Source organism: Bradyrhizobium sp. Ai1a-2 (assembly GCF_000426245.1).
In the GTDB taxonomy this organism is placed as follows: domain Bacteria; phylum Pseudomonadota; class Alphaproteobacteria; order Rhizobiales; family Xanthobacteraceae; genus Bradyrhizobium.
In genome coordinates, this window is sequence record NZ_AUEZ01000053.1 from 1 (window position 1) to 25,124 (window position 25,124).

The 25,124-nt window shown below is 62.7% G+C and carries 22 protein-coding genes; 9 read left to right on the plus strand and 13 right to left on the minus strand.

Annotated elements, in window-relative coordinates:
* Positions 1-459: 459 nt before the first annotated feature.
* The 3 genes from K288_RS0128365 to K288_RS0128375 all read right to left on the minus strand — a co-directional run bounded on the left by K288_RS0128365 (position 460) and on the right by K288_RS0128375 (position 4,242).
* Positions 460-1,545, minus strand: coding sequence for a M48 family metallopeptidase (locus tag K288_RS0128365; RefSeq protein WP_027582606.1), 1,086 nt, complete (start codon positions 1,543-1,545; stop codon positions 460-462).
* A 15-nt stretch (positions 1,546-1,560) separates the two neighbouring features.
* Entirely contained in the window at positions 1,561-2,712 is a 1,152-nt protein-coding gene (locus tag K288_RS0128370) for a DUF898 family protein (protein ID WP_027582607.1), read from the minus strand.
* A gap of 357 nt (positions 2,713-3,069) precedes the next feature.
* Positions 3,070-4,242 (minus strand): isovaleryl-CoA dehydrogenase, encoded by a 1,173-nt coding sequence (locus K288_RS0128375; RefSeq protein ID WP_027582608.1) that lies wholly within the window; start codon positions 4,240-4,242, stop codon positions 3,070-3,072.
* Positions 4,243-4,603: 361 nt separating this feature from the next.
* Between K288_RS0128375 and K288_RS0128380 the strand changes: the two genes are divergently transcribed.
* Both K288_RS0128380 and K288_RS0128385 read left to right on the plus strand, forming a co-directional pair.
* Positions 4,604-5,875 carry a cytochrome P450 gene (locus tag K288_RS0128380; protein ID WP_027582609.1) on the plus strand — a complete coding sequence of 424 codons (1,272 nt, stop codon included), beginning with the start codon at positions 4,604-4,606 and terminating at the stop codon, positions 5,873-5,875.
* 22 nt (positions 5,876-5,897) lie between these two features.
* The gene (locus tag K288_RS0128385; RefSeq protein ID WP_027582610.1) at positions 5,898-7,172 is read left to right on the plus strand and encodes a cytochrome P450; all 1,275 of its coding nucleotides are present in this window, start codon (positions 5,898-5,900) and stop codon (positions 7,170-7,172) included.
* Between the two features lie 217 nt (positions 7,173-7,389).
* Here K288_RS0128385 and K288_RS0128390 read toward each other — a convergent pair whose 3' ends face one another.
* Positions 7,390-8,310 (minus strand): LysR substrate-binding domain-containing protein, encoded by a 921-nt coding sequence (locus tag K288_RS0128390; RefSeq protein WP_027582611.1) that lies wholly within the window; start codon positions 8,308-8,310, stop codon positions 7,390-7,392.
* 130 nt (positions 8,311-8,440) lie between these two features.
* Here K288_RS0128390 and K288_RS0128395 point away from each other — a divergent pair, with 130 nt between their 5' ends.
* From K288_RS0128395 to mdlC, 4 genes are read left to right on the plus strand one after another with little or no spacing between them, the layout of a single operon-like run.
* A complete protein-coding gene (locus tag K288_RS0128395) occupies positions 8,441-9,607 on the plus strand; it encodes an acyl-CoA dehydrogenase family protein (protein ID WP_027582612.1) in 1,167 nt (388 codons plus the stop codon).
* A 10-nt stretch (positions 9,608-9,617) separates the two neighbouring features.
* Positions 9,618-10,748, plus strand: a complete 1,131-nt coding sequence (locus tag K288_RS0128400; RefSeq protein WP_027582613.1) for a CaiB/BaiF CoA-transferase family protein — start codon at positions 9,618-9,620, stop codon at positions 10,746-10,748.
* Positions 10,745-11,599: a MaoC family dehydratase N-terminal domain-containing protein gene (locus K288_RS0128405; protein WP_027582614.1), complete on the plus strand. Its 855-nt coding sequence runs from the start codon at positions 10,745-10,747 to the stop codon at positions 11,597-11,599. Before K288_RS0128400 ends, K288_RS0128405 begins: the two co-directional genes overlap by 4 nt.
* Before the next feature lie 58 nt (positions 11,600-11,657).
* The gene (mdlC, locus tag K288_RS0128410) at positions 11,658-13,286 is read left to right on the plus strand and encodes a benzoylformate decarboxylase (protein ID WP_027582615.1); all 1,629 of its coding nucleotides are present in this window, start codon (positions 11,658-11,660) and stop codon (positions 13,284-13,286) included.
* A 64-nt stretch (positions 13,287-13,350) separates the two neighbouring features.
* On the opposite strand, the gene K288_RS0128415 is transcribed toward mdlC, so the two are convergent.
* Positions 13,351-13,692, minus strand: a complete 342-nt coding sequence (locus K288_RS0128415; RefSeq protein WP_027582616.1) for a hypothetical protein — start codon at positions 13,690-13,692, stop codon at positions 13,351-13,353.
* Between the two features lie 255 nt (positions 13,693-13,947).
* Here K288_RS0128415 and K288_RS0128425 point away from each other — a divergent pair, with 255 nt between their 5' ends.
* Entirely contained in the window at positions 13,948-14,466 is a 519-nt protein-coding gene (locus tag K288_RS0128425; protein WP_152535713.1) for a hypothetical protein, read from the plus strand.
* A 179-nt stretch (positions 14,467-14,645) separates the two neighbouring features.
* Entirely contained in the window at positions 14,646-15,563 is a 918-nt protein-coding gene (locus K288_RS0128430; RefSeq protein WP_027582618.1) for an MBL fold metallo-hydrolase, read from the plus strand.
* 346 nt (positions 15,564-15,909) lie between these two features.
* On the opposite strand, the gene K288_RS0128435 is transcribed toward K288_RS0128430, so the two are convergent.
* Positions 15,910-16,230 (minus strand): hypothetical protein, encoded by a 321-nt coding sequence (locus K288_RS0128435; protein WP_027582619.1) that lies wholly within the window; start codon positions 16,228-16,230, stop codon positions 15,910-15,912.
* Between the two features lie 588 nt (positions 16,231-16,818).
* Here K288_RS0128435 and K288_RS0128445 point away from each other — a divergent pair.
* Positions 16,819-17,046 carry a hypothetical protein gene (locus K288_RS0128445; RefSeq protein ID WP_027582620.1) on the plus strand — a complete coding sequence of 76 codons (228 nt, stop codon included), beginning with the start codon at positions 16,819-16,821 and terminating at the stop codon, positions 17,044-17,046.
* A gap of 42 nt (positions 17,047-17,088) precedes the next feature.
* On the opposite strand, the gene K288_RS0128450 is transcribed toward K288_RS0128445, so the two are convergent.
* The 7 genes from K288_RS0128450 to K288_RS0128480 form a co-directional block, all read right to left on the minus strand.
* Positions 17,089-19,125 (minus strand): alkyl sulfatase dimerization domain-containing protein, encoded by a 2,037-nt coding sequence (locus K288_RS0128450; RefSeq protein WP_244443285.1) that lies wholly within the window; start codon positions 19,123-19,125, stop codon positions 17,089-17,091.
* 186 nt (positions 19,126-19,311) lie between these two features.
* Positions 19,312-20,274, minus strand: coding sequence for a dihydrodipicolinate synthase family protein (locus tag K288_RS0128455; RefSeq protein ID WP_027582622.1), 963 nt, complete (start codon positions 20,272-20,274; stop codon positions 19,312-19,314).
* Positions 20,275-20,355: 81 nt separating this feature from the next.
* Positions 20,356-21,018: an ATP-binding cassette domain-containing protein gene (locus K288_RS0128460; protein ID WP_043160946.1), complete on the minus strand. Its 663-nt coding sequence runs from the start codon at positions 21,016-21,018 to the stop codon at positions 20,356-20,358.
* Positions 21,015-21,758, minus strand: a complete 744-nt coding sequence (locus K288_RS0128465) for an ABC transporter ATP-binding protein (protein ID WP_027582624.1) — start codon at positions 21,756-21,758, stop codon at positions 21,015-21,017. Before K288_RS0128465 ends, K288_RS0128460 begins: the two co-directional genes overlap by 4 nt.
* Positions 21,758-22,732 carry a branched-chain amino acid ABC transporter permease gene (locus K288_RS0128470; RefSeq protein ID WP_244443286.1) on the minus strand — a complete coding sequence of 325 codons (975 nt, stop codon included), beginning with the start codon at positions 22,730-22,732 and terminating at the stop codon, positions 21,758-21,760. Before K288_RS0128470 ends, K288_RS0128465 begins: the two co-directional genes overlap by 1 nt.
* Positions 22,732-23,631, minus strand: coding sequence for a branched-chain amino acid ABC transporter permease (locus K288_RS0128475; RefSeq protein WP_027582626.1), 900 nt, complete (start codon positions 23,629-23,631; stop codon positions 22,732-22,734). Before K288_RS0128475 ends, K288_RS0128470 begins: the two co-directional genes overlap by 1 nt.
* A 50-nt stretch (positions 23,632-23,681) precedes the next feature.
* The gene (locus K288_RS0128480) at positions 23,682-24,983 is read right to left on the minus strand and encodes an ABC transporter substrate-binding protein (protein ID WP_027582627.1); all 1,302 of its coding nucleotides are present in this window, start codon (positions 24,981-24,983) and stop codon (positions 23,682-23,684) included.
* Between the last annotated feature and the right edge of the window lie 141 nt (positions 24,984-25,124).

Below are 25,124 nucleotides of genomic sequence, written 5' to 3' on the forward strand. Positions count from 1 at the left end.
AGCATTCCGGCTTTCCCTGCGCGATGGTTTACGGCTTACTTCGTGCTCTCCCCGGTGACCGGGCTTTCTTGCCACCGTCACCCTTAGGGATGTTTCCATCCCCCAGGACTTAGCGCCAGCGTCGGGGCGCCAGGACCACACGACTTCGCCGTCCGTGATGCGCGTGCTCGTCAGTCACACCCATCGCGTCCACCGCACCTCACCGCAACGTTCGTGACGATCGCGACCCGCCCCTCATCCGCCGTGAGACGCGCGGAGTTAAATCACTGATTTGCCCGACGACGGAAGCGGAATGTTTTTTCTGCGAGGGCTGGACAGACTTTGGCTGATTTGCCTGTCGGGTTGTTATGTCGCACCCAAGCTAGCCACATCGTCATTGCGAGCGCAGCGAAGCAATCCATAGCGCCGCGAGCGGAAGCATGGATTGCTTGGCTTCGCTCGCAATGACGACAATGAGCGTCAGAGCCTGGTGCCGGCGCTGCAGATCGACTTCAGCGCGCGCCACTCTTCCGCGGTCAACAATGGTGGGCCGCTGGCGGGGCGGTCTTCGCGGGCCATGCGGGCGAGGCGGTCTTCGGTCATGGGATGGCTTGCGATCAGCGACAGGGCCTTGTCGCCTTCCTTGCCGGTGATGCGGAACATCAATTCGCCCATCGGCTTGGTCGGCCGGCCGAGCCGGTGCATGGTCTCGATCGCGAAACTGTCGGCGTTCTGTTCGGCTTCGCGGGAATGCGATGCGTTCACCAGCGTCCGAGAGGCGAAGATCACCGCGCCGGAGCCGGTGATGTCGCCGAACAAAAGGCCGATCAGAAACGAGGTGCCGCCGTTGTGGATCATGCCGCGCAGGCCGTCGCGATGCTGGAGATGGCCGATTTCGTGGGCGAGGATGCCCGCGAGTTCGTCGACATTTTCGGACTTCGCGAGCAATCCATTCAGGACATAGACCCTGCCGCCCGGCAGTGCGAAGGCGTTCGGGATCGAAGTCGAGAGCACGCCCGATTGCACCGAAGTGTCCATGCCGGCGGATTGGCGCAGCGTGTTGACGAGTTTTTCAAACGCGCGCTGGCCCGCGGGGTTGCCGCACGGCTTGCCGCCGAACACCATCTTCACCTGGCTGTCGGCGACTTCGCCGAGTCGTCGCTCGAACGAGGCCGGCACCAACGCCGCCAGCCGGTCGGCGGCAAGCGGCACGCCGAACAGCACGACCAGGATGATCGACACGGTCGCCGCCAACGACCAGCCGACGATGGTCGCAACACCGCGGCCGCCTAGCAAATGCTCGTCGAGCTTGTCGCAGCGCGCGATGATCTCGGCCGCGAGCGTGGCATCGCGGATCTCGAGCCGCGCCAGCGCCGGCGCCGATACGCAGGAAAGCCGCAGCTTGCCGGACGGACTGTCGGCGCGGCGAATATCGGCATAAGGCCAGGCGGCGAGCCGCTGTCCGTCCTCCTCAATCTCGAGCGCCTCGGCAAGACGCGGCGTGACCATGCGTCGCTTGCTCGACGTGCCGTCGAAATAGACGGCGGCGCTCAGCCCGCTGTCCATCCCGCCGCTCATGGGTCAAAAGCCCCCGACATCGAGGCCGTCGGCGAAACCTTCGCCGAGCGCGTTCGCGAGTTCACCTCGGGCGGAGACGTTGGCCGTCGCCTCGATGCCATGGACGATCGTCGATCCCAGCACCTTCACCCAGAGATCGCGCATCAGATAGACGCGGATCACGACGTTGATAGCCAGCGCGAACAGGACATAGCCAAGGCCCAGGAACACCAGGAACGGAATACTCCTGGCAAATGCCTGCGTCGCGAAGAATTCCTTGAGCGGCGTTGCGTCCATGCTGGCGACCAGCACGGCCGACAGCGCGAGCCAGGCCGCGAAGACGAGGCCGAGCACGATGATCCAGCCGATCACCTTGCAATAGAGCCCGAACAGCGCGCCGCGCTTCAGCGTCGATTCCAGCCGCACACCGCCGAAGCGGATGCCGGACAACCACCATTGCCATTCGACCGCCTTGTAGGCGCCATAGATGAAGGGCGCGAGCGGCGAGAGATAGAATGCGACCGGCACCAGCAGCCAAAGCCACCAGCCGCGCTTGAAAAACTCCCAGCCGCGCCCCTCGAACTTGCCCTGCAGGTCGCCGTAATAGGAATGGCGCATCTTGTAGCGCTCGAGCGCCGCGGCGCGCCACGGCAGCAGCAGGCCGAGAGTGACGACGACCAGGAGCCCCCACAGCGCCGCCAGGCCGGCATAGGCCCAGCCCGAGCCGCTCATCCAGAACCGCACACCGCGCCACACCGTCCGCGTCAGGCGATAGCGACGCGCCCGGAAGATCGCGAACTGTCCGAACAGATAGAAGAACGCCACCAGCGGAATGCTGGCGAAAGCCTGGGCGCGCTCGGCCTCGAGGCCGACCAGGAAGTAAGCGAGGTAAACGGGCACCAGGATCGCGAGCGCGACCAGGAAGCCGATCAGAAGCTCCTTGCCACGGCCGGTATATTCGGCGGCGTCGCCGTCGATCTCGGTGTTCGACCAGAGGTGACGGCGCATGTCGGTGACGAGCCAGAACCGGTAGAACCCGAGCGTGACCAATTCGAGCATGGCGCCACGCCTGACCAGCGCGAAGAACTCACCGCGGCTGCCGGTGAACGCCACCGGCATCGGCGGCGGGACAGGCAGGGGCGGCGGTTGCGGCGGCCCAATCGGGGTCCAGCTCATCTCGTTCACGGGAATCAACTCCAGGCAGTCTCTGCGGCGCGCACAGAACCACAGATTTAGCAAAGGAAGTGTGATCGAGATTTCAGGGGGGAAGTCGAGCGCGACGCGATTTAGCTGCCGGGTAGATGGATAGAGGTACCCCGTGCCCGTCATTCCGGGGCGACGCGAAGCACCACTTGTGCAGGAGGAGAGATGGATTCCGGGCTCACGCCAAGAGGGGCGCCCCCCGGAATGACGAGGGCGATTTGCGGCGACAGGCCGTAGCCCGGGTGAAGCGGAGCGTAACCCGGGGCGCTGGTGAACGCGGACACAGACCCGGGTTGCGCTTCGCTCCACCCGGGCTACGCAGCTCGCTGGCTACGCGGTCTTCTCGAACAGTTCGCGGCCGATCAGCATGCGGCGGATTTCGCTGGTGCCGGCGCCGATCTCGTAGAGCTTGGCGTCGCGCAGCAGGCGGCCGGTCGGATAGTCGTTGATGTAGCCGTTGCCGCCGAGCAGCTGGATGGCATCGAGCGCACATTGCGTCGCCTTCTCGGCGGCATAGAGGATCGCGCCGGCGGCGTCCTCGCGGGTGGTCTCGCCGCGGTCGCAGGCTTTCGCCACCGCATAGACATAGGCGCGCGAGGCGTTCATCGTGGTGTACATGTCGGCGACCTTGCCCTGCACGAGCTGGAAAGCGCCGATCGGCTGGCCGAACTGCTTGCGCTCGTGAACATAGGGCATCACCACGTCCATGCAGGCCTGCATGATGCCGATCGGACCCGCCGCCAGCACCGCGCGCTCATAGTCGAGGCCACTCATCAAGACGTTCACACCGCGGCCGACCTCGCTGAGCACGTTCTCCTCCGGCACCTCGCAATCCTCGAACACGAGTTCGCAGGTGTCGGAGCCGCGCATGCCGAGCTTGTCGAGTTTCTGCGCGGTAGAGAATCCTTTCATGCCTTTTTCAATGATGAAGGCGGTGATGCCGCGCGGGCCTCCGCTGGGATCGGTCTTGGCATAGACCACCAGCGTGTCGGCGACGGGGCCGTTGGTGATCCACATCTTGTTGCCGTTCAGCACGAAGCGGTCGCCCTTCTTCTCGGCGCGGGTCTTCATCGAAACCACGTCGCTTCCGGCGCTCGGCTCGGACATCGCGAGCGAGCCGACATGCTCGCCCGAGATCAGCTTGGGTAGATATTTCCGCTTCTGCGCCTCGTTGCCGTTGCGGCGGATCTGGTTGACGCAGAGGTTGGAATGGGCGCCGTAGGACAGGCCGACGGAAGCGGACGCGCGCGAGATCTCCTCTACCGCGATGCAGTGCTCGAGATAGCCGAGGCCGGAGCCGCCATATTCCTCCTCGACCGTGATGCCGTGCAGCCCGAGCGCGCCGATCTTCGGCCAGAGGTCGCGCGGAAACTGGTTGGTGCGGTCGATCTCGGCTGCGCGTGGGGCGACCTCGTTGCTCGCGAAATCGCACACGGTCTCGCGGATCGCATCCGCGGTCTCGCCCAGGTCGAAATTGAACATCCGTTGCGCGTTGGGAATCATGGTCGGGCGCCTCCAGAATGGCTTGTTGCCCTAGGCTTATTCGCTGCGTGGCGGCTTGTCACGGGGCCTGTTTCTCTCCCTCTCCCCGCTCTTGCGGGGCCGGGACGAGCAGAGCTCGCCCTGAGAGGGTTGGGGTGAGGGGCTCTCCGCGAAGACGGTGAAAAACGACTCGCGGAGGCTCCCCTCACCCGGATCGCATCTGCGACGCGATCCGACCTCTCCCCGCTAGCGGGGCGAGGTGGACGCCGATGCGGCCAAATGTGCCAAACTCGCCCTTGCCCTGCGCGGCGTGGCGGGTTGTAATTCCCCAAAAATGCGCCCGATGGAACAACCAGGCCGGGCCGATCCAAGGAGATGCACTATGCACGGGACGATCAATCGCCTCGAGAACGAAGCCCGGGAGGCCGCCCGCGAGCGGGCCTATTCGATCCCGCTGGATCAATTCGATCCCGGCGATCCCGAACTGTTCCGCACCGATTCGTTCTGGCCCTATTTCGACCGGTTGCGCCAGGAGGAACCGGTGCACTATTGCCGGGACAGCCTGTTCGGGCCTTATTGGTCGGTGACCAAATACAACGACATCATGGAGATCGAGACCAACCATTCGATGTTCTCCTCAGCCGCGTCACTTGGTGGCATCACCATCCGCGATATCGCCCCCGATCTGCGCCGCGAGAGCTTCATCGCGATGGACCAGCCGCGGCATTCGGCGCAACGCCGGACCGTGGCGCCGATGTTCACGCCGACCCATCTCGACGAGCTCGCGATCAACATCCGCAAGCGCTCGACCGAATGCCTCGACAATTTGCCGCGCGGCGACGTGTTCGACTGGGTCGACAAGGTCTCGATCGAATTGACCACGCAGATGCTGGCCGTGCTGTTCGATTTCCCCTGGGAGGACCGGCGCAAGCTGACGCGCTGGTCCGACGTCGCCACCACGCTTCCGGGCGCCGGCGGGCTGGTCGCGACCGAGGACGAGCGGCAGGCAGAGCTGATGGAATGCGCCAGCTATTTCTCGCGGCTGTGGAAGGAACGGATCGAGCAGCCGCCGAAGAGCGACCTGCTCTCGATGATGGCGCACAGCCCGGCGACCCGAGACATGGACCCGAAGAACTTCCTCGGCAATCTGATCCTGTTGATCGTCGGCGGCAACGACACCACGCGGAACACGCTCTCCGGCAGCATCTATGCGCTGAGCCGGAATCCGGACCAGTATGAGAAGCTGAAGCAAAATCCCGATTTGATCGACAGTTTCGTGCCCGAGGTGATCCGCTGGCAGACGCCGCTGGCGCATATGCGCCGCACCGCGCTCGCCGACATCGAGTTCCACGGCAAGCAAATCCGGAAGGGTGACAAGGTCGTGATGTGGTACGTCTCGGGCAACCGCGACGAAGAAGTGATCGACCGCCCCTACGAGTTCATCATTGACCGTGCCCGTCCCCGCACTCACATTTCGTTTGGCTTCGGCATTCATCGCTGCGTCGGCCTCAGACTTGCCGAATTGCAGTTGAAGATCATCTGGGAAGAGATCCTGAAGCGCTTCGACACGATCGAGGTGGTAGAGGAGTCGAAGCGCGTGTATTCGAGCTTCATCAAGGGATATGAGACGCTGCCGGTCCGCATCGCAGGCTAGCGCTTTCAAGGAGCTGACAGCAATGAACGTGCAGACTTCAGTCAGGGTCGACAAGAATGAACTGATGCGCCTGGCGCGCGAGGAGGCCTATTCGACGCCGCTGAAGGATTTCCATCCCGGTGCGCCAAGGCTGTTCCAGAACGACACCTGGCAGCCATGGTTCGAGCTGCTCCGCAAGGAAGAGCCGGTGCATTACTGCACCAACGCGCCGATCGAGCCCTATTGGTCGGTCACCAAGTACAACGACATCATGCATGTCGACACCAACCACGGCATCTTCTCCTCCGATGCGAGCCTGGGCGGCATCGGCATCCGCGACATGCCGGTCGGCTATGACTGGCCGAGCTTCATCGCGATGGACCAGCCGAGACACTCGGCGCAGCGCAAGACGGTGTCGCCGATGTTCACGCCGACGCATCTGGACGAGCTTGCCAAGCTGATCCGCGAGCGTTCGCAAAGGGTGCTGGACGGCCTGCCGCGCAACGAGACCTTCAACTTCGTCGACCGGGTCTCGATCGAATTGACCACGCAGATGCTGGCGACGCTGTTCGACTTCCCCTGGGAGGAGCGGCGCAAGCTGACGCGCTGGTCCGACGTCGCCACCGCGCTGCCCAAGAGCGGCATCGTCGAATCGGCGGAGCAGCGGCGGAAAGAGATGGACGAATGCTACGCCTATTTCGCCAAACTCTGGAACGAGCGCGCCAACTCGGCGCCGCGCAACGATCTGTTGTCGATGATGGCGCATAGCGACGCGACGCGGCACATGGACCCCGACAACCTCATGGGCAACCTCATCCTGCTCATCGTCGGCGGCAACGACACCACGCGCAACACCATGACCGGCTCGGTGCTGGCGCTGAACGAGAACCCGGACCAATACCAGAAGCTCCGCGAAAACCCCGAATTGATCGACTCGATGGTGCCGGAAGTGATCCGCTGGCAGACGCCGCTCGCCCATATGCGGCGCACCGCGCTTGAAGATACCGAGATCGGCGGCAAGAAGATCAGGAAGGGCGATCGCGTCGTGATGTGGTATGTCTCCGGCAACCGCGACGAAGAAGTGATCGACCGTCCCAACGAGTTCACTATCGACCGGCCGCGTCCGCGCACGCATCTGTCGTTCGGCTTCGGCATCCACCGTTGCGTCGGCATGCGGCTCGCGGAGCTGCAATTGAAGATCATCTGGCAGGAGATGCTGAAGCGGTTCGACCGCATCGAGGTGGTCGGCGACCCCAAGCGGATCTATTCAAGCTTCATCAAGGGCTATGAGGCCCTGCCGGTGCGCATCCCGGGGTGACCGTCATTGCAAGGAGCGTGTAGCCCGGATGGAGCGAAGCGTAATCCGGGACCGTTCCGTCCGCGGAAAAAGCCCCCGGATTGCGCTTCGCTCCATCCGGGCTACGGACTCGTCTCGCCGCTATAAAAAGCCGGCATGACAGCCTGCACCAGATGCGAAGGGAAGACCGCGCGGGCATACCTTAAGTCTTCCGTTGTTGGCACGCACCGCAACGGCGTTATGCCAGCTTGATGTCCCAGAGGCCTTCCTTGCGGCAGGCGACGACCTCCTCACGCAGCAGCGTGGTGACGGCGGTGGTCGCGATCGAGGCCGGGCGGTCGATCGGAGAGGCAATGACGAGATCGCGCGACAGCGGCTTTGCGATCGCCGCGGCTTCCAGCCGGCCGTCGGCGACTTCGCTCCGCACCGACGAAGGCGGCAACAACGCAAAGCCGAGCCCCTCCTCGACCAGGCTGGTGAGCACGCGAAAGGAATCCGCCTCGAGCTGGACGTCGAGCTTGATCTTCTTGAGCGCCGCGGCGTGCTCGATCAGGGCGCGGAGCCCATGCGAATGACTGGGCAGCACCAGGCGCTGGCGCAAGAGCCAGCCGATCTCGATCTGCTTCCTGCGCGACAGGCCGCAGCCGCGAGGGCCGACCGCGACAATCTGGTCGCGGCCGAGCGGCTGCACCGCAAGATGCAGGTCGGCGGTGCGGCCGTAGATGATCGAGATATCCATCTCGCCGCGGTGCAGCCATTCGATCAGGTGGCCGCTATAGCTCTCGACGATGCGCAGCGAGATGCCGGGGAAGTTTTCCACGCAGCGGCGGGCGAAGCGCGCCGAAAGCACGCAGCTCACGGTCGGCACCAGGCCGAGCACCACGCGCCCCGACGGCGGGCCCTGCGCCGACTGGAGGTCGTCGCGGATCTGGTCGACCTGGCGGACGATGCCGGAGGTGCGCGCGAGCAACAGGCGACCGGCATCGGTCAGCACCATGCCGCGGCCGTTCCGCGTGAACAACTCAGTGCGCAGCTCGTGCTCGAGCAGCTTGATCTGCCGGCTCAGCGCCGGCTGAGCTATGCGCAGCGTGTCGGAGGCCTTGCTCAGGCTCCCGAGTTCCGCGACGCAGGTAAACGTCCTAAGCTGGCGGAAATCCATGCTTGCCAATCTTGGAATGCTACTTCATACGCTATAACAAAAGAGCATAGGGAGTTTACGCCGGCGCCACAATGGTCCGCCGCGCCTTTCACATCCACCATCCCTTAAACGAACGCGCCGGTGATTTCCGATGACCGCACAAGAACAACATGACGACCTTTCCGACATCCGCGATGCAGTGGCAAAACTCTGCGCGCAGTTTCCCGGCGAATACTGGCGCAAGCTCGATCGGCAGATGGCGTATCCGAAGGAATTCGTCGATGCGTTGACCGAGGCCGGCTATCTCTCGGTGCTGATCCCCGAGGAATATGGCGGCGCCGGACTGAAGCTTTCCGCGGCGGCGGCGATCCTGGAGGAGATCCAGCGCGCGGGGTGCAACGGCGGCGGCTGCCACGCGCAGATGTATACGATGGGCACGGTGTTGCGACACGGCAATGCCGAGCAGAAGGCGAAGTATCTGCCGAAGGTCGCGAGCGGCGAATTGCGGCTGCAGGCCTTTGGCGTGACCGAGCCGACCAGCGGCACCGATACGTCGTCGCTGAAGACTTTTGCAAAGCGCGATGGCGACCACTACGTCGTCAACGGCCAGAAGATCTGGACCAGCCGCGCCGAGCATTCCGACCTGATGATCCTGCTCGCGCGCACCACGCCGAAAGAACATGCCAGGAAGCGCACCGACGGCCTGTCGGTGTTCATCGTCGACATGCGCGAGGTCAAGGGCAAGGGGCTGGAGATCCGTCCCATCAGGACCATGATGAACCACGCGACGACGGAAGTATTCTTCACCGACATGCGGGTGCCGGCGGAGAACCTGATCGGCGACGAAGGCAAGGGTTTTCGCTACATCCTCTCCGGCATGAACGCCGAGCGCATCCTGATCGCGGCCGAATGCATCGGCGACGCCAAATGGTTCATCAATAAGGCGACGAACTACGCCAAGGAGCGCGTCGTGTTCGGCCGGCCGATCGGCCAGAATCAAGGCATCCAATTCCCGATCGCGAAAGCCTACGCCTCGATGCGCGCGGCTGAACTGATGGTGAAGGAAGCGACCCGCAAGTATGAAGCCGGACTCGATTGCGGCGCGGAAGCCAATATGGCCAAGATGCTGGCGGCGGATGCGTCCTGGGAAGCGGCGAATGCCTGCGTGCAGACGCATGGCGGCTTCGGCTTCGCGGAGGAATACGACGTCGAGCGCAAGTTCCGCGAGACCCGGCTGTACCAGGTGGCGCCGATCTCGACCAATCTGATCCTGTCCTTCGTCGCCGAGCATGTGCTCGGCATGCCCCGCTCCTACTGAGGTGAGATGCATGCTGCCGCTCGAGGGACTGACCGTCATCGCCGTCGAACAGGCGGTGGCCGCGCCGTTCTGCTCGTCTCGCCTGGCCGATGCCGGCGCGCATGTGATCAAGATCGAACGGCCCGAGGGCGACTTCGCCCGCGGCTATGACGCCGCCGCCAAGGGCCAGAGCAGCTATTTCGTCTGGCTCAACCGCGGCAAGGATTCGGTCGTGGTCGATCTGGCGACCAAGGAAGGCCGCGGCGCGCTGGAAGAATTGATCGCGGGCGCCGACGTGCTGTTGCAGAATTTGAAGCCGGGCTCGATGGACAAGCTCGGCTTCACGCTCGCGCGGCTGCGCAAGGATTATCCGAAGCTGATCTGCTGCACCATCACGGGCTATGGCGATGAAGGGCCGTATGCGCAGCGCAAGGCCTATGATCTTCTGATACAGGCGGAGAGCGGGCTTGCCTCGATCACCGGCGGGCCGGAAGGCTCCTCGCGCGTCGGCATGTCGATCGTCGACGTTGCGACCGGTGCGACGGCGCATGCCGCGATCCTGGAAGCGCTGATCGCGCGCGGCCGCACCGGCAAGGGAGCCGACATCCGCATCTCCATGTTCGATGTGATGGCGGACTGGCTGACGGTGCCGCTGCTCAATGCCGAGGACGGCAAGCCGCCGCAGCGCATGGGCCTCGCCCATCCTTCGATCGCGCCTTACGGCGTGTTCCGCTCCAGCGACGGCAAGGAGATCCTGATCTCGATCCAGAGCGAGCGGGAATGGAAGAAGCTGTGCGCCGAGGTGCTGGGACAGCCGGAGCTGCCGGACGATCCACGCTTCGCCAACATGGTCGAGCGCGTGCGCAACCGTGCGCTGACCGACCAGACCGTCGGCGACGCCTTTGCAAAGCTGACGCGCGACGAGCTGTTGCAGAAATTGGCAGATGCCGACATCGCTTTCGCCGAGGTCAACACCATGGCCGATCTCGCGCACCATCCGCATCTGCGCCGGATCGAGGTCGACACGCCGAACGGCCGCGTCGCCTACCCGGCGCCGGCTGCGATCGTCGTCGGCGAACCGCGCCACTATGGCGCGGTGCCGGCGATCGGCGAGCAGACCAGCGCCGCGACATCCTCTCCTGCCCGGGCCAAATCGTCATGAGCGAACAACTCGACCTCGATCACTTGCGGCAATGGATCGGCCGCAGCCAGGAAGCCTCCGACATCGTCACCGCGCAGCTCGTGAAGGGCCTGCGCGCGACACTGTTCCAGGAGATCGGCGAGCCGAAGACGGGCGATGCCGCGCCGTTCACGGTGCATTGGTGCCTGGCGCAACCGGTGTTTCCGATGTCGCAGCTCGGCCCCGATGGCCACCCGACCCGCGGCGGCTTCCTGCCGCCGGTGCCGCTGCCGCGCCGGATGTGGGCCGGCGGCGAGCTCGAATTCTTCGATGCGCTGCGCGTCGGCGACGAGCCGAAGCGGATCTCGCGCATCACCGATGTGAATTTAAAGAGCGGCTCGACCGGCACGCTGTGCTTCGTCTCCGTCCAGCACGAAGTGACGACGCCGCGCGGGCTCGCGATCCGCGAGCGGCAGGACATCGTCTATCGCGAGATGACGAGCACGCCATCGGCCGCATCCGCGAAGGCGCCGCCCCCGCCGCCGGTGGCGAAGCACCGCGAGAGCCACATGGCCGATCCGGTGCTGCTGTTCCGCTATTCGGCGCTGACCTTCAACGGCCACCGCATCCATTACGACCGCGACTACGTCACCAAGGTCGAGGGATATCCCGGCCTGATCTTCCACGGGCCGCTGCAGGCCGCGTTCATCATCGAACTGGCGGCAAAGCTTCATGGCGGAACGCCGCCGAAGAAGTTCGTCTATCGCGGCGTGCAGCCGTTGTTCGAAGGCAGCGAGTTCTCGGTCAATGCCAATGAGAATGGCGAAGGCCTGGACCTGTGGACCGCGAATTCGGAAGGGCAGCCGACGATGAAGGGCACTGCGACGTGGTAGAAAGTCGTCATTGTGAGCGCTCGCGATGACGAAAAAATAAAACTGGGAGAATCGCCTGATGTCGTCCCGCAAACCCGCCGCCACGAACAGCAAGGCCGTCACGGTCAAGGACGCGACGTTCGGCCTGCTCCGCGCCTTCGGCATCAGACGCGTGTTCGGCAATCCCGGCTCGACCGAATTGCCGTTCCTGAGCGACTGGCCCGACGACATCGACTATGTGCTGGGACTGCAGGAATCCTCCGTCGTCGGCATGGCCGATGGCTATGCGCAGGCGACACGGAACGCGGGCTTCGTCAATCTGCATTCGGCGGCCGGCGTCGGTCACGCGCTCGGCAATGTCTTCAATGCCTACCGCAATCAGACGCCGCTTGTGATCACGGCCGGCCAGCAGGCGCGCTCGATCCTGCCACTGCAGCCATTCCTCTACGCCGAGCGCGCCACCGAATTCCCGCAGCCCTATGTGAAATGGGCCGTCGAGCCGGCGCGGCCAGAGGACGTGCCGGCCGCGATCGCGCGCGCCTATTACATCGCGATGCAGCCGCCCTGCGGGCCGACCTTCGTCTCGGTGCCGGTCGACGACTGGAACCGACCGACGCAACCGGTCGAGGTGCGCGAGATCAGCCGCGAGATCGGGCCTGATCTCACGGCAATGAAAGCGCTGGTCGCGGCGCTCGCCGAAAGCAAGCACCCTGCCCTCGTGGTCGGCCCCGCCGTCGACCGCGCGCAGGCCGTCCAGCTCATGGTCAAGGTCGCGGAAAAGACGAAAGCACTGGTGTGGGCGAGCCCGTTCTCGGCGCGCTGCTCATTCCCGGAGCGGCATCCGCAATTCGCCGGCTTCCTGCACGCTTCCCCCGGGCAATTGTCGGAAGCGCTGCGCGGGCACGACCTCGTGGTCGTGATCGGCGCGCCGGTGTTCACCTTCCATGTCGAGGGCCACGCCGCGATCTTCGACGGCGCGACCACGCTGTTCCAGATCACCGACGATGCAAACGCAGCATCGTTCACGCCGGTCGGCAACAGCATCATCGGCACGATCAAGCCATCGCTTGCAATGCTGCTCGAATTGTTGCCCGAGACCAAGCGCGCCGTGCCCGCGGGCCGCGTGCTGCCGCCGGCACCCGCACCCGGCGATCCGATCGCCGCCGAATTCCTGATGCATTCGCTTGTCGCCGCGATGGGGCCGGATGACGTGCTGGTGGAAGAGGCTCCCTCGCATCGCCTCGCGATGCAGAAGTTCATGCCGATGCGCGGGCAGGACAGTTTCTACACCATGGCGAGCGGCGGCCTCGGCTATAGCCTGCCGGCCGCGGTCGGCATGGCGCTCGGCCGCACTAATTGTCGCATCGTCTGCCTGATCGGCGACGGCTCGGCGATGTATTCGATCCAGGCGCTATGGACCGCGGCGCAGCGCAAGCTGCCGATGACGGTGGTGGTGCTGAACAACCTCGGCTACGGCGCGATGCGCTCGTTCAGCCAGGTGATGCAGGTGCGTAACGTGCCGGGACTCGAATTGCCCGATATCGATTTCGTCAAGATCGCCGAAGGCATGGGCTGCCACGCGGTACGCGTGACGAAAGCCGCGGAGCTTCCGGCTGCGTTGAAGCACGGGCTTTCGCATGACGGCACGAGCCTGGTCGAGGTGGTCGTGGATTCCGCGGTGCCGCTGCTCTACACGCAGAGGAGCTGACGTTTCTCAGCACGCCGTCCCTGCAGCACGCGGCCTGCCGACCCATCTCAGGCGGTCGCACACCTCAACTTGGTGCGCTCTCACCGATCAGCTTGAGGTCGATCCTGTCGATCAGCTCGGAACGGGCCAACTCCGCGGCGCTTATGGCGGCCGACGTCTGTTGCAACGTACTGACGTTCGATCCGAGCGATACGATTCCGCCCAGCACCAGGGCTATCGATCCAATGGCAACGACTTGATTAGGTCCGAACAAGCCGAGGATCATAATGATCAGCAATACGATACCGCCTGCGATTGCCGCCTTCGAAACCAAAATGATCTTTCTGCATCGCTCGGCGACTCCGGCAAGGTGCTCGAGCCGAGCTTCGATCATTGATATTTCGTCGATGGGCTCGTCTTCAGTCATCGAACTCAAGATCTTGATGCAGAGATCACGTATCTATCAGATTATTACAAGGTAGACGATCTCCCGAGCGAACTCCGTTGCCTCATTGAAATCGAAGGCCGCGCGCTGCTGAGCGCCTATGGTGGCGCGCAAGCGAGGGAACTTGTCAAGAACGAAGAGAAGCTGCAATCCGGAACCGTTGACGCCGGATCGCGTTAATCTTTCCCGCCAACTGCATTTTGTCTCAGATATTCACAACCATTCATGGAGGCGACGATGCGAGCGACCATTGCGTTTGCCTGTCTTTCGATCCTCGTTAAGCCGGCACTCGCCCAACAGCCGCCCGACATCCAGACGCTTGCCGTCGGCCCTTGGACGATAGCGACAACATATAAAGCCGATAAGTTCGAGAACTGCACCATGACGCGATCCAGCGATGGTCTGGGCATCATGTTCGTACGCAACCAGGAAGGCCTTCTGCTATCTCTCGATTCGCCCAAATGGAGGCTTGAACGGGGCAAAGCCTATTCCGTTCGCCTGTCTACGGGTTCGCGCTCGGTCGACGCGAAGGCCATGGCGGAATCGAAATCAGTGACGATCACGCTGGCGGACGCGCCGTTCAACGAACGATTGCGAATCGCCAACGTTCTCGAGGTTCGAGGCGAAGGGATGACTCTCCGTCTGCCGCTGGATGGAAGTGCGGCAGCGCTTGAACGTCTTGATGTGTGTTTCGACAAGAATCTTCGACAGAGCCCGGAATCCAACCCGTTCGTTGCACCCGCCAGAAGGCCCTGAGTTGCGCTCGGCGAGCTGGGTCATGACGAGTTTGTCGGCTATTCGATGCCCGCAGCCTGAACGACAGGACCTATACCGTGGTATGGTTCGCCCTCTCCTTCGACCCAATCGACCGCAAACACGCCTCAACGTAGCGTCGTCGATGCCGTGTGTAAGGCGGCGGTCAGCAGGAGACAAACATGAACCTAGACAACACCTCACGCCTCGGTAGACCGGGGCTCGACGAGCTGGTTCCGTCGCGCTACGCGCTGCAGGTCGGCGACATTGACGTGCTGGTGGTCAGCGATGGGGTGCTACCGCTGCCAACCAAAATGCTAGGACACAACGCCGACCCCGCCGTCCGGGCGGCCTGGCTGGACGACATGTTCCTGCCGCCGGACGCTTTCGACTGGGCGCTGAACGCGGTCGTGGTGCGGAGCGGCGGCAAGACCATCCTCATCGACGCGGGGCTAGGGTCCGACCCGGACTTGCACTTGCCGCGGGCCGGGCAGTTGGTCAAGCGACTGGAGGCCGCCGGCATCGATCTTGCGTCCGTGACCGACGTGGTGCTGACCCATATGCACATGGACCACGTTGGCGGGCTGCTTGTCGACGGGGTGAAGGATCGGCTGCGTCCGGATCTGCGGATCCACGTGGCGGCCGCCGAGGTCAAATTCTGGGAGTCGCCCGATTTTTCCCACACCGCCATGCCGCCGGGGTTCCCGGACGCGCTTCGGTCGGCCGCCAAGCGGTTCACGAAGGAGTACCACAACCAGTTGCGGCAGTTCGATGAGGAGCACGAGGTGGCGCCGGGCGTCGTCGTCCGTCGCACCGGCGGCCACACCCCCGGACACAGCGTGGTCCGCCTGGCGTCCGGCGGCGACGCGCTGACGTTCGCCGGCGACGCCGTGTTTACTGTCGGGTTCGAGCAACCCGACTGGCACAACGGTTTCGAACACGACCCCGAGGAAGCGGCACGGGTTCGGGTCCGTCTTTTGCGGGAGCTGGCCGAGACCGGCGAGATGCTGGTGGCCACTCACCTCCCGTTCCCATCCGTCGGCCGGGTGGCGGTCGCCGGCGACGCCTTTCGTTGGGTACCGGCCTTCTGGGACTACTGACCGCTTGTTGGGTTAGGCCGAACCAGGGCATGATGCGTTTTGGTTGAATCAGCCCGTCCACGCGTTTCACCTCTCCCGCTTGCGGGAGAGGTCGGCGCGTAAGCGCCGGGTGAGGGCTCTCTCCACACGGTCGGACAGCGTGAATCGCGGAGAGACCCCCACCCCAGCCCTCCCCCGCAAGCGGGAGAGGGAGCCCAGCAGCGATCGCGGATGCAATTCGACCTGATCTCATCGCGCTCCAGGGCGCGTACTCATAGCGTCAATGAGTTCGCGCCCTGGTTGGCCTGCATCTTCTCTCTCTATCGACTCTGCGAAAGCCCGCGGCGACGCGGGCTTTCGCTCTCTGCTACCAGCCGCGATAGCCACCGCTACCGAAGCTGAAGGTGACGCCCGGTCCTCCGCCGTAGTAGGGCCGTTGATATCCGTAGCTATTGTAGTACGGACGATAGCCATGCCTGTGGTAGCCGTAATGGCGATAGCCGTAGCGCGGGTAATGACGGTGCATTCCGTAGTGATAGTGGTGATAGCCCCTGCCCCGGGCGCTTATATCAGTGGACTGGCTCTGATAACTGCCGGTCTTTTCCGATGGACGATCCGCTGCATTTGCGGCCGAGCCGCCGATCAGAGTGGCAGCACTCACAGCGAACGCGATAGCTAACTTCTTCATGGTTACACTCCGTCTCAGATGTGGAGTTCAATCCCACAAAGAGCGCCGCGTTCCGGACTGCGACATAATACCCAATCGTTCAGCTACGGTTCATATCCATGAACACTGCATCCTGGCAGATCATTTCGTGTTGCTGGGTCGTGGACAGAATCGGAATCGCATCGCTCGGGGCGATCTCAATGCGAAGGCACCGGAGCATTTCGGTTCTAGAGCGTGATGCGTTTTCGTTGAATCAGCCCGTCCACGCGTTCACCTCTCCCGCTTGCGGGAAAGGTCGGCGCGTAAGCGCCGGGTGAGGGCTCTCTCCACGCAAAAGAACAGCACGACTCGCAGAGACACCCCCACCCCAGCCCTCCCCCGCAAGCGGGAGAGGGAGCGCAGCCTCCAGCGCGGATGCAATTCGACCTGATCTCATCGCGCTCCAATGGAATCAGAACCGAAGCTCTAGATTCTTGTTTTGATCGCTCCATGGGATGGAACGACTGCCATTTCTTCCCGTTTGTACGATGAGCGTCGCGGTTTCTCCAACGGACCGAGAACGAGGGACGCGGGGCCACGTTTCGCGCTTATCAATATACGGAGATCGTCATGCGCTCTGTTGTTCTGGTTCTCGTCATTTTGCTGAGTGAGACTTCGCTATCTTTTGCTCAGGGGCACATGGGCACCCCACAAGAGCAGCAGGCCTGCAGGCGCGATGCGCAGCGCTTCTGTCGCAAGCAATTGGGGGATGACAACGCGGTTCAACAATGCCTGCAGCAGAACAGGACCAGACTGAGCAAAAACTGTCAGAGAGTATTTGCCAGCCGCGGCATGTGAGAGGTCTCCGTTCCGCGCTCAAACTCGTTGCGACGCTATTTGTCATGGCGTCACGATGTTGAACCAGAAATATTGGTTCAGATCGACGAGATAGCTCATGAACTCACCGAACTTCGCCTGGTTACCGGCAAACTTGACCTGCCCGGTCTTGACCGCGTCCTCGAACGACACCTGCTTGGTCAACACCTTGGTCAAAGTGGCACGATCCACGGTTACGGTGACGTCGGCCTTGGGGTTGGTGTAATCGGGCCAATGATTGAGCACGGAGTTCTCCAGGAAGAGCGCGTGCTTCTCATTGATGTCAGGGAATATCCAGTTGATCGCAAGCGTCTTGCCGTCCGCCTTCCTGGCATCCAGCTGCACGCCCATGTAACCGAACAATAGCTCGGGCGACATGCTGGCAACGATGTCTGCGCTGGCTGGATTGCCTGTCGCCCGTTTCCTGACGCCATGCCGAAGCTCATCGGCGCCTGTCAGATAGAAGCCCCGCCAGGGGCCGGATTCCGCCTGATAACCCATCTGTTCCAGGATATCGGCCTGCAGATTCTTCGCCTCCTGATTGTCAGGCTGGGCAAACACCAAATGGTTCACCAGTTCGGCGCCCCATCGATAGTCGCCCTTCTCGAATGCCTCGCGTCCGAGCTTCATCACAGCGTCGGGTCCCCCCATCGCCGCTACATACTTGCCTGCGACTTCGACCGGTGGCAGCGGGTTCAAGGTCGCGGGGTTGCCGTCGAAATATCCCAGATAAAAATTGTAGACGGCACGTACGTTGTGGCTTTGGGTGCCATAGTAACCCTGGCTCGCCCATTGATTGGCGAGCGATTGAGGCAACGTCACAAGGCCCGGCAGCTCCCTCATGGTGTAACCCATGTTCGCGTAGTGCAGGGTCTGGTCGTGCATGAATTTGTAGGTATCGCGCTGCACCTTCAGGAGCTGCGTAATTTCGTTGTTCCCCCAGGTGGGCCAATGGTGCATCGTGATCTGCACATCATACTTATCACCCCACATCTGAAGGGCCTGGTTGAGGTACATCGGCCACAGCCGCGCGTCTCGTGTCTTGGCGCCGCGCAGCGTATAGAGATTGTGCATCGTGCGCGTGGCGTCCTCGGCCGTGTTGATCAACTTGAACTTCGGCAGATACCACATCATCTCCGCCGGAGCCTCCGAGCCCGGCGCCAGCAGGAACTCGTACTCAATGCCGTCGATGACGCGCTTCTCGCCGGTCTTCGTGATCAGATCTGTCGGCGCGATCAGCGTGACTGTGCCGCTCGATGTCGTGACGCCCAGCCCCGCCGTCACGGAGCCCTCCGGTCCGGGGGCAACCAGGTTTCCGTACATATAGGACGCACGGCGTCCCATAGCGGGGCCTGCAAACAGGTTCTCGGCGACGAAGTTCTCGAGAAAACCTTCGGGCGCGAAAATCCTGACCTTGCCCGACTTCACGTCGGCTTCGTCGACGATGCCCCGCACGCCGCCAGCGTGATCGACGTGGGAATGCGAATAGATCACGGCCACGACCGGTTTTCTCGGCCGGTTTTGGTAGTAGAGGTCGAGTGCAGCGCGCGCGGTTTCGGCCGATATCAAGGGATCGTATATCGTAATGCCCTGCTCACCCTCGATGATGGTCAGGTTCGACAGGTCCGCGCCACGCACCTGATAGACGCCTGGAACCACTTCATAGAGGCCAGCTTCCATCAGAAGCTGCGACATACGCCATAGGCTCGGATTGACGGTGTCCGGCGCGGCGGTGCCATCCTTGATGAAACCAGCGAACCTCGAGAGATCCCAAACAATCCTGCCATTCTTGTCCTTGATGACACCGCTATCAGGCAATCGCGCGATCAGGCCACGCTTGGCGTTTGTGAAATCCGCATTGTCCGACCATGGCAATGAGGACGTGGAGTTCCTGTTGAACTCCAGCGTGGATAGCGACGCCGGCTTGGAATCGCCGGACGTCTGCGCCTGCGCAACCGTAGCCGCCAGCGCCAGGGTCAATGCTGCGGAGATGACACTGAAGGTGCACTTGATGTAGGAGCGCGGCAACGATCGGCCGCTTGAGATGATCGTTTGCGTCAAAGTCGCTCTCCTTCGTCCTCTCCCACAGCGATTGCTAGTATCGGCAGCAGGCGCGCTCCTCCGAATTCTGGGCAATCTTCGTGTGCTTTTCTATCGGGAGCGGGAAAGCGATCCTATGCAACTTCGGCAATCGGCCGACGATTCACATCTTGGCCTCCGACGGGCCATAGGCCGGCACGCAAATCGCTATGCCGCGTTGTGCCTCAGTACTGTTCCCTGGTCGAGCAGTCCTGCTTCCACCAGCGCCGCCCGGATACGCACGATTTCCGCATCCGTTATCTTGACCAGCGGCGGACGCACCACGGCGCGAGGAAGTTTTTCAAGCAGCACCAAAGCTTCCTTCATGCGGTTGTGCATGTCGACGAAGGGATCGGCATAGAACACGCGCGCCAACGGATAGATCCGGTCGTTCAGCCGACGGGCTTCCGCAAGATCGTTGGCCTGTACCGCGCGATAGAGCCTGGCTTGAAGATCAGCGATGACGCTGCCGCTGCCGGACAGCAGGCCATTGCAGCCGAGCACCAGGGAACTCAACAGCCATGCACTGTTGGTCGACAGCACATTGATGGAAGGCTTGCGCCCCTGCAATGCGCGAATCTGGCTCTCGTGCTGCGGCACCAGTGGAGTCCAATCCTTGATGGCGCGGATCGTAGGCACCTCATCGAAAAGCCGCTCCAGCGTCGTCGCCGGATAGCCCTGCCCCGTCGCCAACGGATATTGAAACACGATCATCGGCAGGTCAGACGCATCGCGGATGGTCTTGAAATGGGCCAGCGCCATCTCGGCCGATTGGCCAAGCGTGAACGGAGCCGGCGGGAACACCAGCAGCGCCGAAGCGCCGCCGGACTGTGCCTGCTGCGCGATCCGCGCCGCCTCCAGGCTGCCGTCCGCCCAGACCCCGTGGATGATCGGTAAAGTGCTGCCGACTTCCTCGGCCGCGATCTCCATGACGCGACGCTGCTCGTCCCTCGTGCAGGATGCAACCTCCGTGGAGTGAGCGTTGATCGTGATCGCCGACAATCCGTGCACCGCCGCGACATCGCGCAAGTGAGCCCGGAAGCTCTGCTCGTCGATCGACAGATCGTCTTGGAACGGCAGCAGCACCGCCGGGATCACACCTTGGGGCACGAAATCGGGATAGCGCGCCATGTGTCGTCTCCTTCACGGTTCCAGCCACAAGCCTAGCGTTTTCCGGCCGGTCAGCCGAGTCACGATCGTAGCTTGTTGGCTTCAATCGCCTTCGATCTCACCTCGTTCGATGGTGAGGGTGACGTCGGCAAACGTCTCAAGCAGCTTCGGATTCGACTCCGTAATCAGCATCGTGATGTCCTTGTCCTGCGAACGAAGCCGGCGAAGCGCTTCGGCGTATCGCTGCGCGAGAACAGGCGCAAGTCCCTGAAACGGCTCGTCGAGAATGAGAAGCCGGGTGCCCAGCATGAGCGCCCGACCGAGCGCGACCATCTTGCCTTGTCCGCCCGAGACCGATCCCGCCGGGCGCCTGGCAAGCTCTTTCAGCTCCGGCAACACGGAGTAGGCCCGCTCCAGCCTTCGTCGTGTCTCGTCCGGAGAGAGCTTCGCGACGCGACCAGGCAGAAGGATGTTCTCTTCCACGGTAAAAGCCGAAAACAGGCGGCGATCCTCCGGCGCATAGCCGACGCCCAGCGACGGGCGGCGGTGCGGCGGAATCGGCCCGAGGTCCTCGCCACCGAGCCGCACCGCGCCGATGGCTTTGGTGAAGCCCATGATGGTGCGAACGGTCGTGGTCTTGCCGGCACCGTTGCGCCCGATGAGCGCGGCGCTCGCTCCGGGCTGCAGCGAGAAGCTGACATTGCGCAGCACCGGCGCATCGGCGATCGCGACGTTGACATTCTCGAAACTCAGCACCGGCGTCATATTCCGATTACCTGCTGCTGGACTTTCGGGTCCGCCAGAACCTCCGCCGGCGTGCCGATCTTCTGGATCTTCCCTACGTTCCACACTGCGACGCGGTGGGCGTAACGCTCCACCATGTCCATGTCGTGCTCGACAAAGACCGACGTAACCTTCTCCTTCGCGAGCGCGGTGGTGAGGATATCCATGATTTCGAGCTTCTCGGATGACGCGACGCCCGAGGTTGGCTCGTCCATGAGCAGGAGCCTGGGCTTCAGCGCGAGCGCAAGCGCGATATCAACCAGCTTGCGTTGCCCTTCGGGCAGCTCTCGCGCCGTTCGCTCGGCATAAGACCTGACGCCGACGAGCTCCAGCAGCCGCTCCATTTCGGACGCCTCCGGCAATCGCGCGAGGGCCTTGAAGCCTGACGGGTACCCCTGCCGCGAGGCCGCCGCGATCAGCATGTTTTCCATGACGGTCTGGTCGAGGAAAAGCTGCGGAATCTGGAAGGCGCGAGCAATGCCAAGCTTGGTGATGGTCCGCGGAAGATGCGCCGTAATATCCTGGCCGAGAAAAGTCACCGTACCGGCCTGCGGACGCAGATAGCCCGTCGATATGTTGAGGAACGTCGTCTTGCCGGCGCCGTTCGGTCCGATGATGGCGAGGTTCTCGCCTTCATGGACGTCAAGGTTGATCCCGTCAGCGGCGATGACTCCGCCGAAGCGGATCTTGATGTCCCTGGCAGAGAGCAGGACGTCGGCCATCAGCGCCCTCCCTTGCCGGACTGGCGATATCGCTGCCTGAGACCGATCAGTCCGTTCGGCGCGTAAAGGATGATCACGATCAGCACGACTCCGAGAATGAGCTGCCAGGAATCCGCGAGGTGAGCAGCCGCATAGAACCGGACGCACTCGAACATCGCCGCCCCCGCAAACGCACCGAAAGCATGGGCTCCGCCGCCAAGGATCGCGATGAACACGAACTCGCCCGATTTGGTCCAGAAGCCAAACTCCGGCGTGGCGATCTGCTGGATGATTGCCACCAGCGTGCCGCCGATTCCGCCGAGGAACGCGGAGATCACGTAGCCGATGAGCAGCACGCGGCGGGCCGACATTCCCAGATATTCGAGCCGGGTCTCATTCGACTTGATCGCCCGCAACATATGCCCGAGCGGACTCTCGAGGTAGCGTTGCACACCGTAGAATGCTGCAGCCGCGATCAAAAGGCTCACGTAAAGAATGACGTATTGGAAGGTTTCCGGCGTGAAGACAAATCCCAGCAAGCCGGGACGCGCCACGCGGATGCCATCAGCACCATTGGTGTAGGGGAACATCTTCTCAAGCAGTGACCACAACACCATCGAGAACGCCAGGTTGAGCATTCCGAAGAAGATTTCCCGGTAGCGAACCACGAACAGACCGACAATCAGGCCAAAGACGGTGGAAGATATGCCTCCGAGCACGAGATAAAGCAGGATATCGCCGCCGCCGACATATTTGCCCCAGAACGCCGACGTGTAGGCGCCAATGGCGAAGAACATTGCGTGTCCGAAGGATACCTGTCCCGCCTGCAGCAGCAGAACGATTCCGAGCACGACGATGCCCTTCGCGAGGATAAGCGCGAACAGCGTCGCCCAGCTCGCCACGAACAGCGGTGCGACCGCGCTGACCAGAAAGAAGATGACTGCTGCCGTCGTGATCGGCTTGATGCGGCGCGTCATCAGATCTTTCTCACTCATCAGATCTTTCTCATTTGGGTTGCGCCGAACAGTCCGTACGGACGCACCAGAAGCACCAGCACCATCAGCAGATAAGGCACGAGGACTTCGAACTCCGGCTGGAGATAGATGACAAAGGCGCGCGTCAGCCCGATCATGAGCGCGGTGAGAGCGGCGCCCTCGATCTGCCCGAGGCCCGCAGTTGCGGCGACCGCGAAAGAGAGCACGATCATGTCGGCGCCCATCCCGGGCACGAGCGATGTCGTCGGCGAGGCAAGCGCCCCGCCGAGCGCCGCCAAGCTCGCGCCGATGATGAACGTCACGAAATAGACGCGCCTGGCGTCGATGCCGATCGACGTGGACGCCTCGCGATCCTCCGTCACGGCCATGATCACGGCCCCGGCGAGGGTGCGGCGCAGGAAGTAGCGCAGGCCGAACAGCGTCGCGACCGCCACGGCTGGCAGCAGGATGACCTGGTAGGACGTGTAGTTCACGCCGAACACGGTCACGTTCGGCAGCAGCTTCAACGGCTCGGCCGCGAAGATCGGCTGCACGCCCCAGATCAAGCGCTGCAGATTATCCATGATCATGAAGGCCGCAAACGTGATCAGGAGCTGCAGGACATCGTCCCTTCCGTATAGCGGCCGCAGCAGAACGCGCTCAATGAAGCCGCCGCAAACGACGCCGATCACGATGGAAGCCGCCAGCAGCGCGGGATAGGTGAGCCATGGCGACAGCGGCGCGACCTTGATGCTGAACGTCGCGGCGAGATAGGCGCCGAAGGCATACAGGGAGCCGTGCGCCACGTTCACCACGCGAAGCACGCCGAAGATCAGGCTGAGCCCGACGGAGACCAGGAACACCAGGGCGGCGTAGCTGATCCCGTCGAGGACGGCCAGTATGGCGAGAGTCGAGTTCATGGAGACCTTCAGGCCGTCCCCCGGAGAGCCGGAGGACGGCTATTGGAGTGCTATTGTTTGAAGGTCGGCACGTCCATCTTGGCGAATTCCGGCTTGAGCGTCTTGAGCCACTCGACCGATCGCACGCCCGCCGGGTTGGTGATCACCTTCGGGTCGAAGATCATCATATTGTCGAGCAGTTTGAAGTCGTAGCCCGGGAAGGACTTGGTGACGCCGACAAGCTGGGCTTCCAGACCCTGATTGTCCTCGGGCCTCAGCGTGACCGGCCTGCCGAAGCCGGTTGCGAACTCCGTGCCGGCAGTCGCATCCACGACCTGCTCCCGCGTGGGCCAGTTGCCGTCATTCGCCTTGATGGCCTTGTCATAGGCCGTTTGCAACGCCGTGAATGCCTGCGCCATGTGATAGACCGGATAGATCGGCCATGCGCCGGTCTTGGCCTTGAACGCTTCGTTGAAGGCTTTGAAGGCCGGGTCGTTCTTCTTTTCCGGGTGCAGGAACCAGTGATCGCCCCGTGCACCGACGATCAGTCCCTCCGGCAGGTCCTTGCCCAATCGCTGGATCGACGATTCTCCGATACCAAGCACGAATGTCGATTGCTGCAACAGGCCGCGTTGACCCGCCTGGCGAACCAGGGTGTCGAGGTCACCGCCCCAGGCGGTCGTGAGCACGACGTCCGGTCGGAGCGCCAGCAGGCGAGAGACCTCCGTGGAATAGTCAGGCGCACCGAATTTCGGGAACAGCTCTGCAACCACCTGGACGTCGGGCTTCATCGCCTTCAACGCAGTGGAGAATATCTCCCAGCTTTCGCGACCCCACGCGTAGTCCTGATTGACGACAGCGATCGTCTTGAAGTCGGGCTTCGTCTTGAGGAGATAGATGAGCACCGCCAACATCTCGGGAGTGCCGTTCGCCTGGGTCCGGAAATTGTAGCGATACTTCTTCGTCTCGAGAATGGAAGCAGCGCCGCAATCCCACATGAAGTTCATGACCTTCAGGTCTTCGGCGACCGGAACAAGCTGGTTGCAGCTGCCCGAGGAGATTGCAGCGAACGTCGCGTCAACCTTGTCGTCCTGCACGATGCGCCGATAGTTCGAGACCAATGCTTCGCCGCCGGCGCCTTCGTCGATGAACGAAAGCTTGACCGGCACGCCGCCGATGCCGCCTTTCTTATTGAGATCCTCCGCGATCATCTCCGCCGCGGCCTTGGCCGGAACGCCGAAAACGGAAGCCGGCCCCGACAGGAATGTCGCAATGCCGATCTTGATTTCCTGGGGTTTACCCTGCGCAAGAGCGGCACCTGCAAAAATTGCAGTTGCTGCGGCAGCCGCAAATGCGGTCTTCAAATATTGCATTGGAAGCCCTCCCTGTTCTTTTTCGACTATTTGTATCTGGCCTGGCGGCCATTTTTCTTACCGCAACGCTACTATAATTTGCGTCCTTTGCCAGCCTTTACTGGCTGACCTCAGCACCGCTTTTGGCCCGAGGCGGACCCG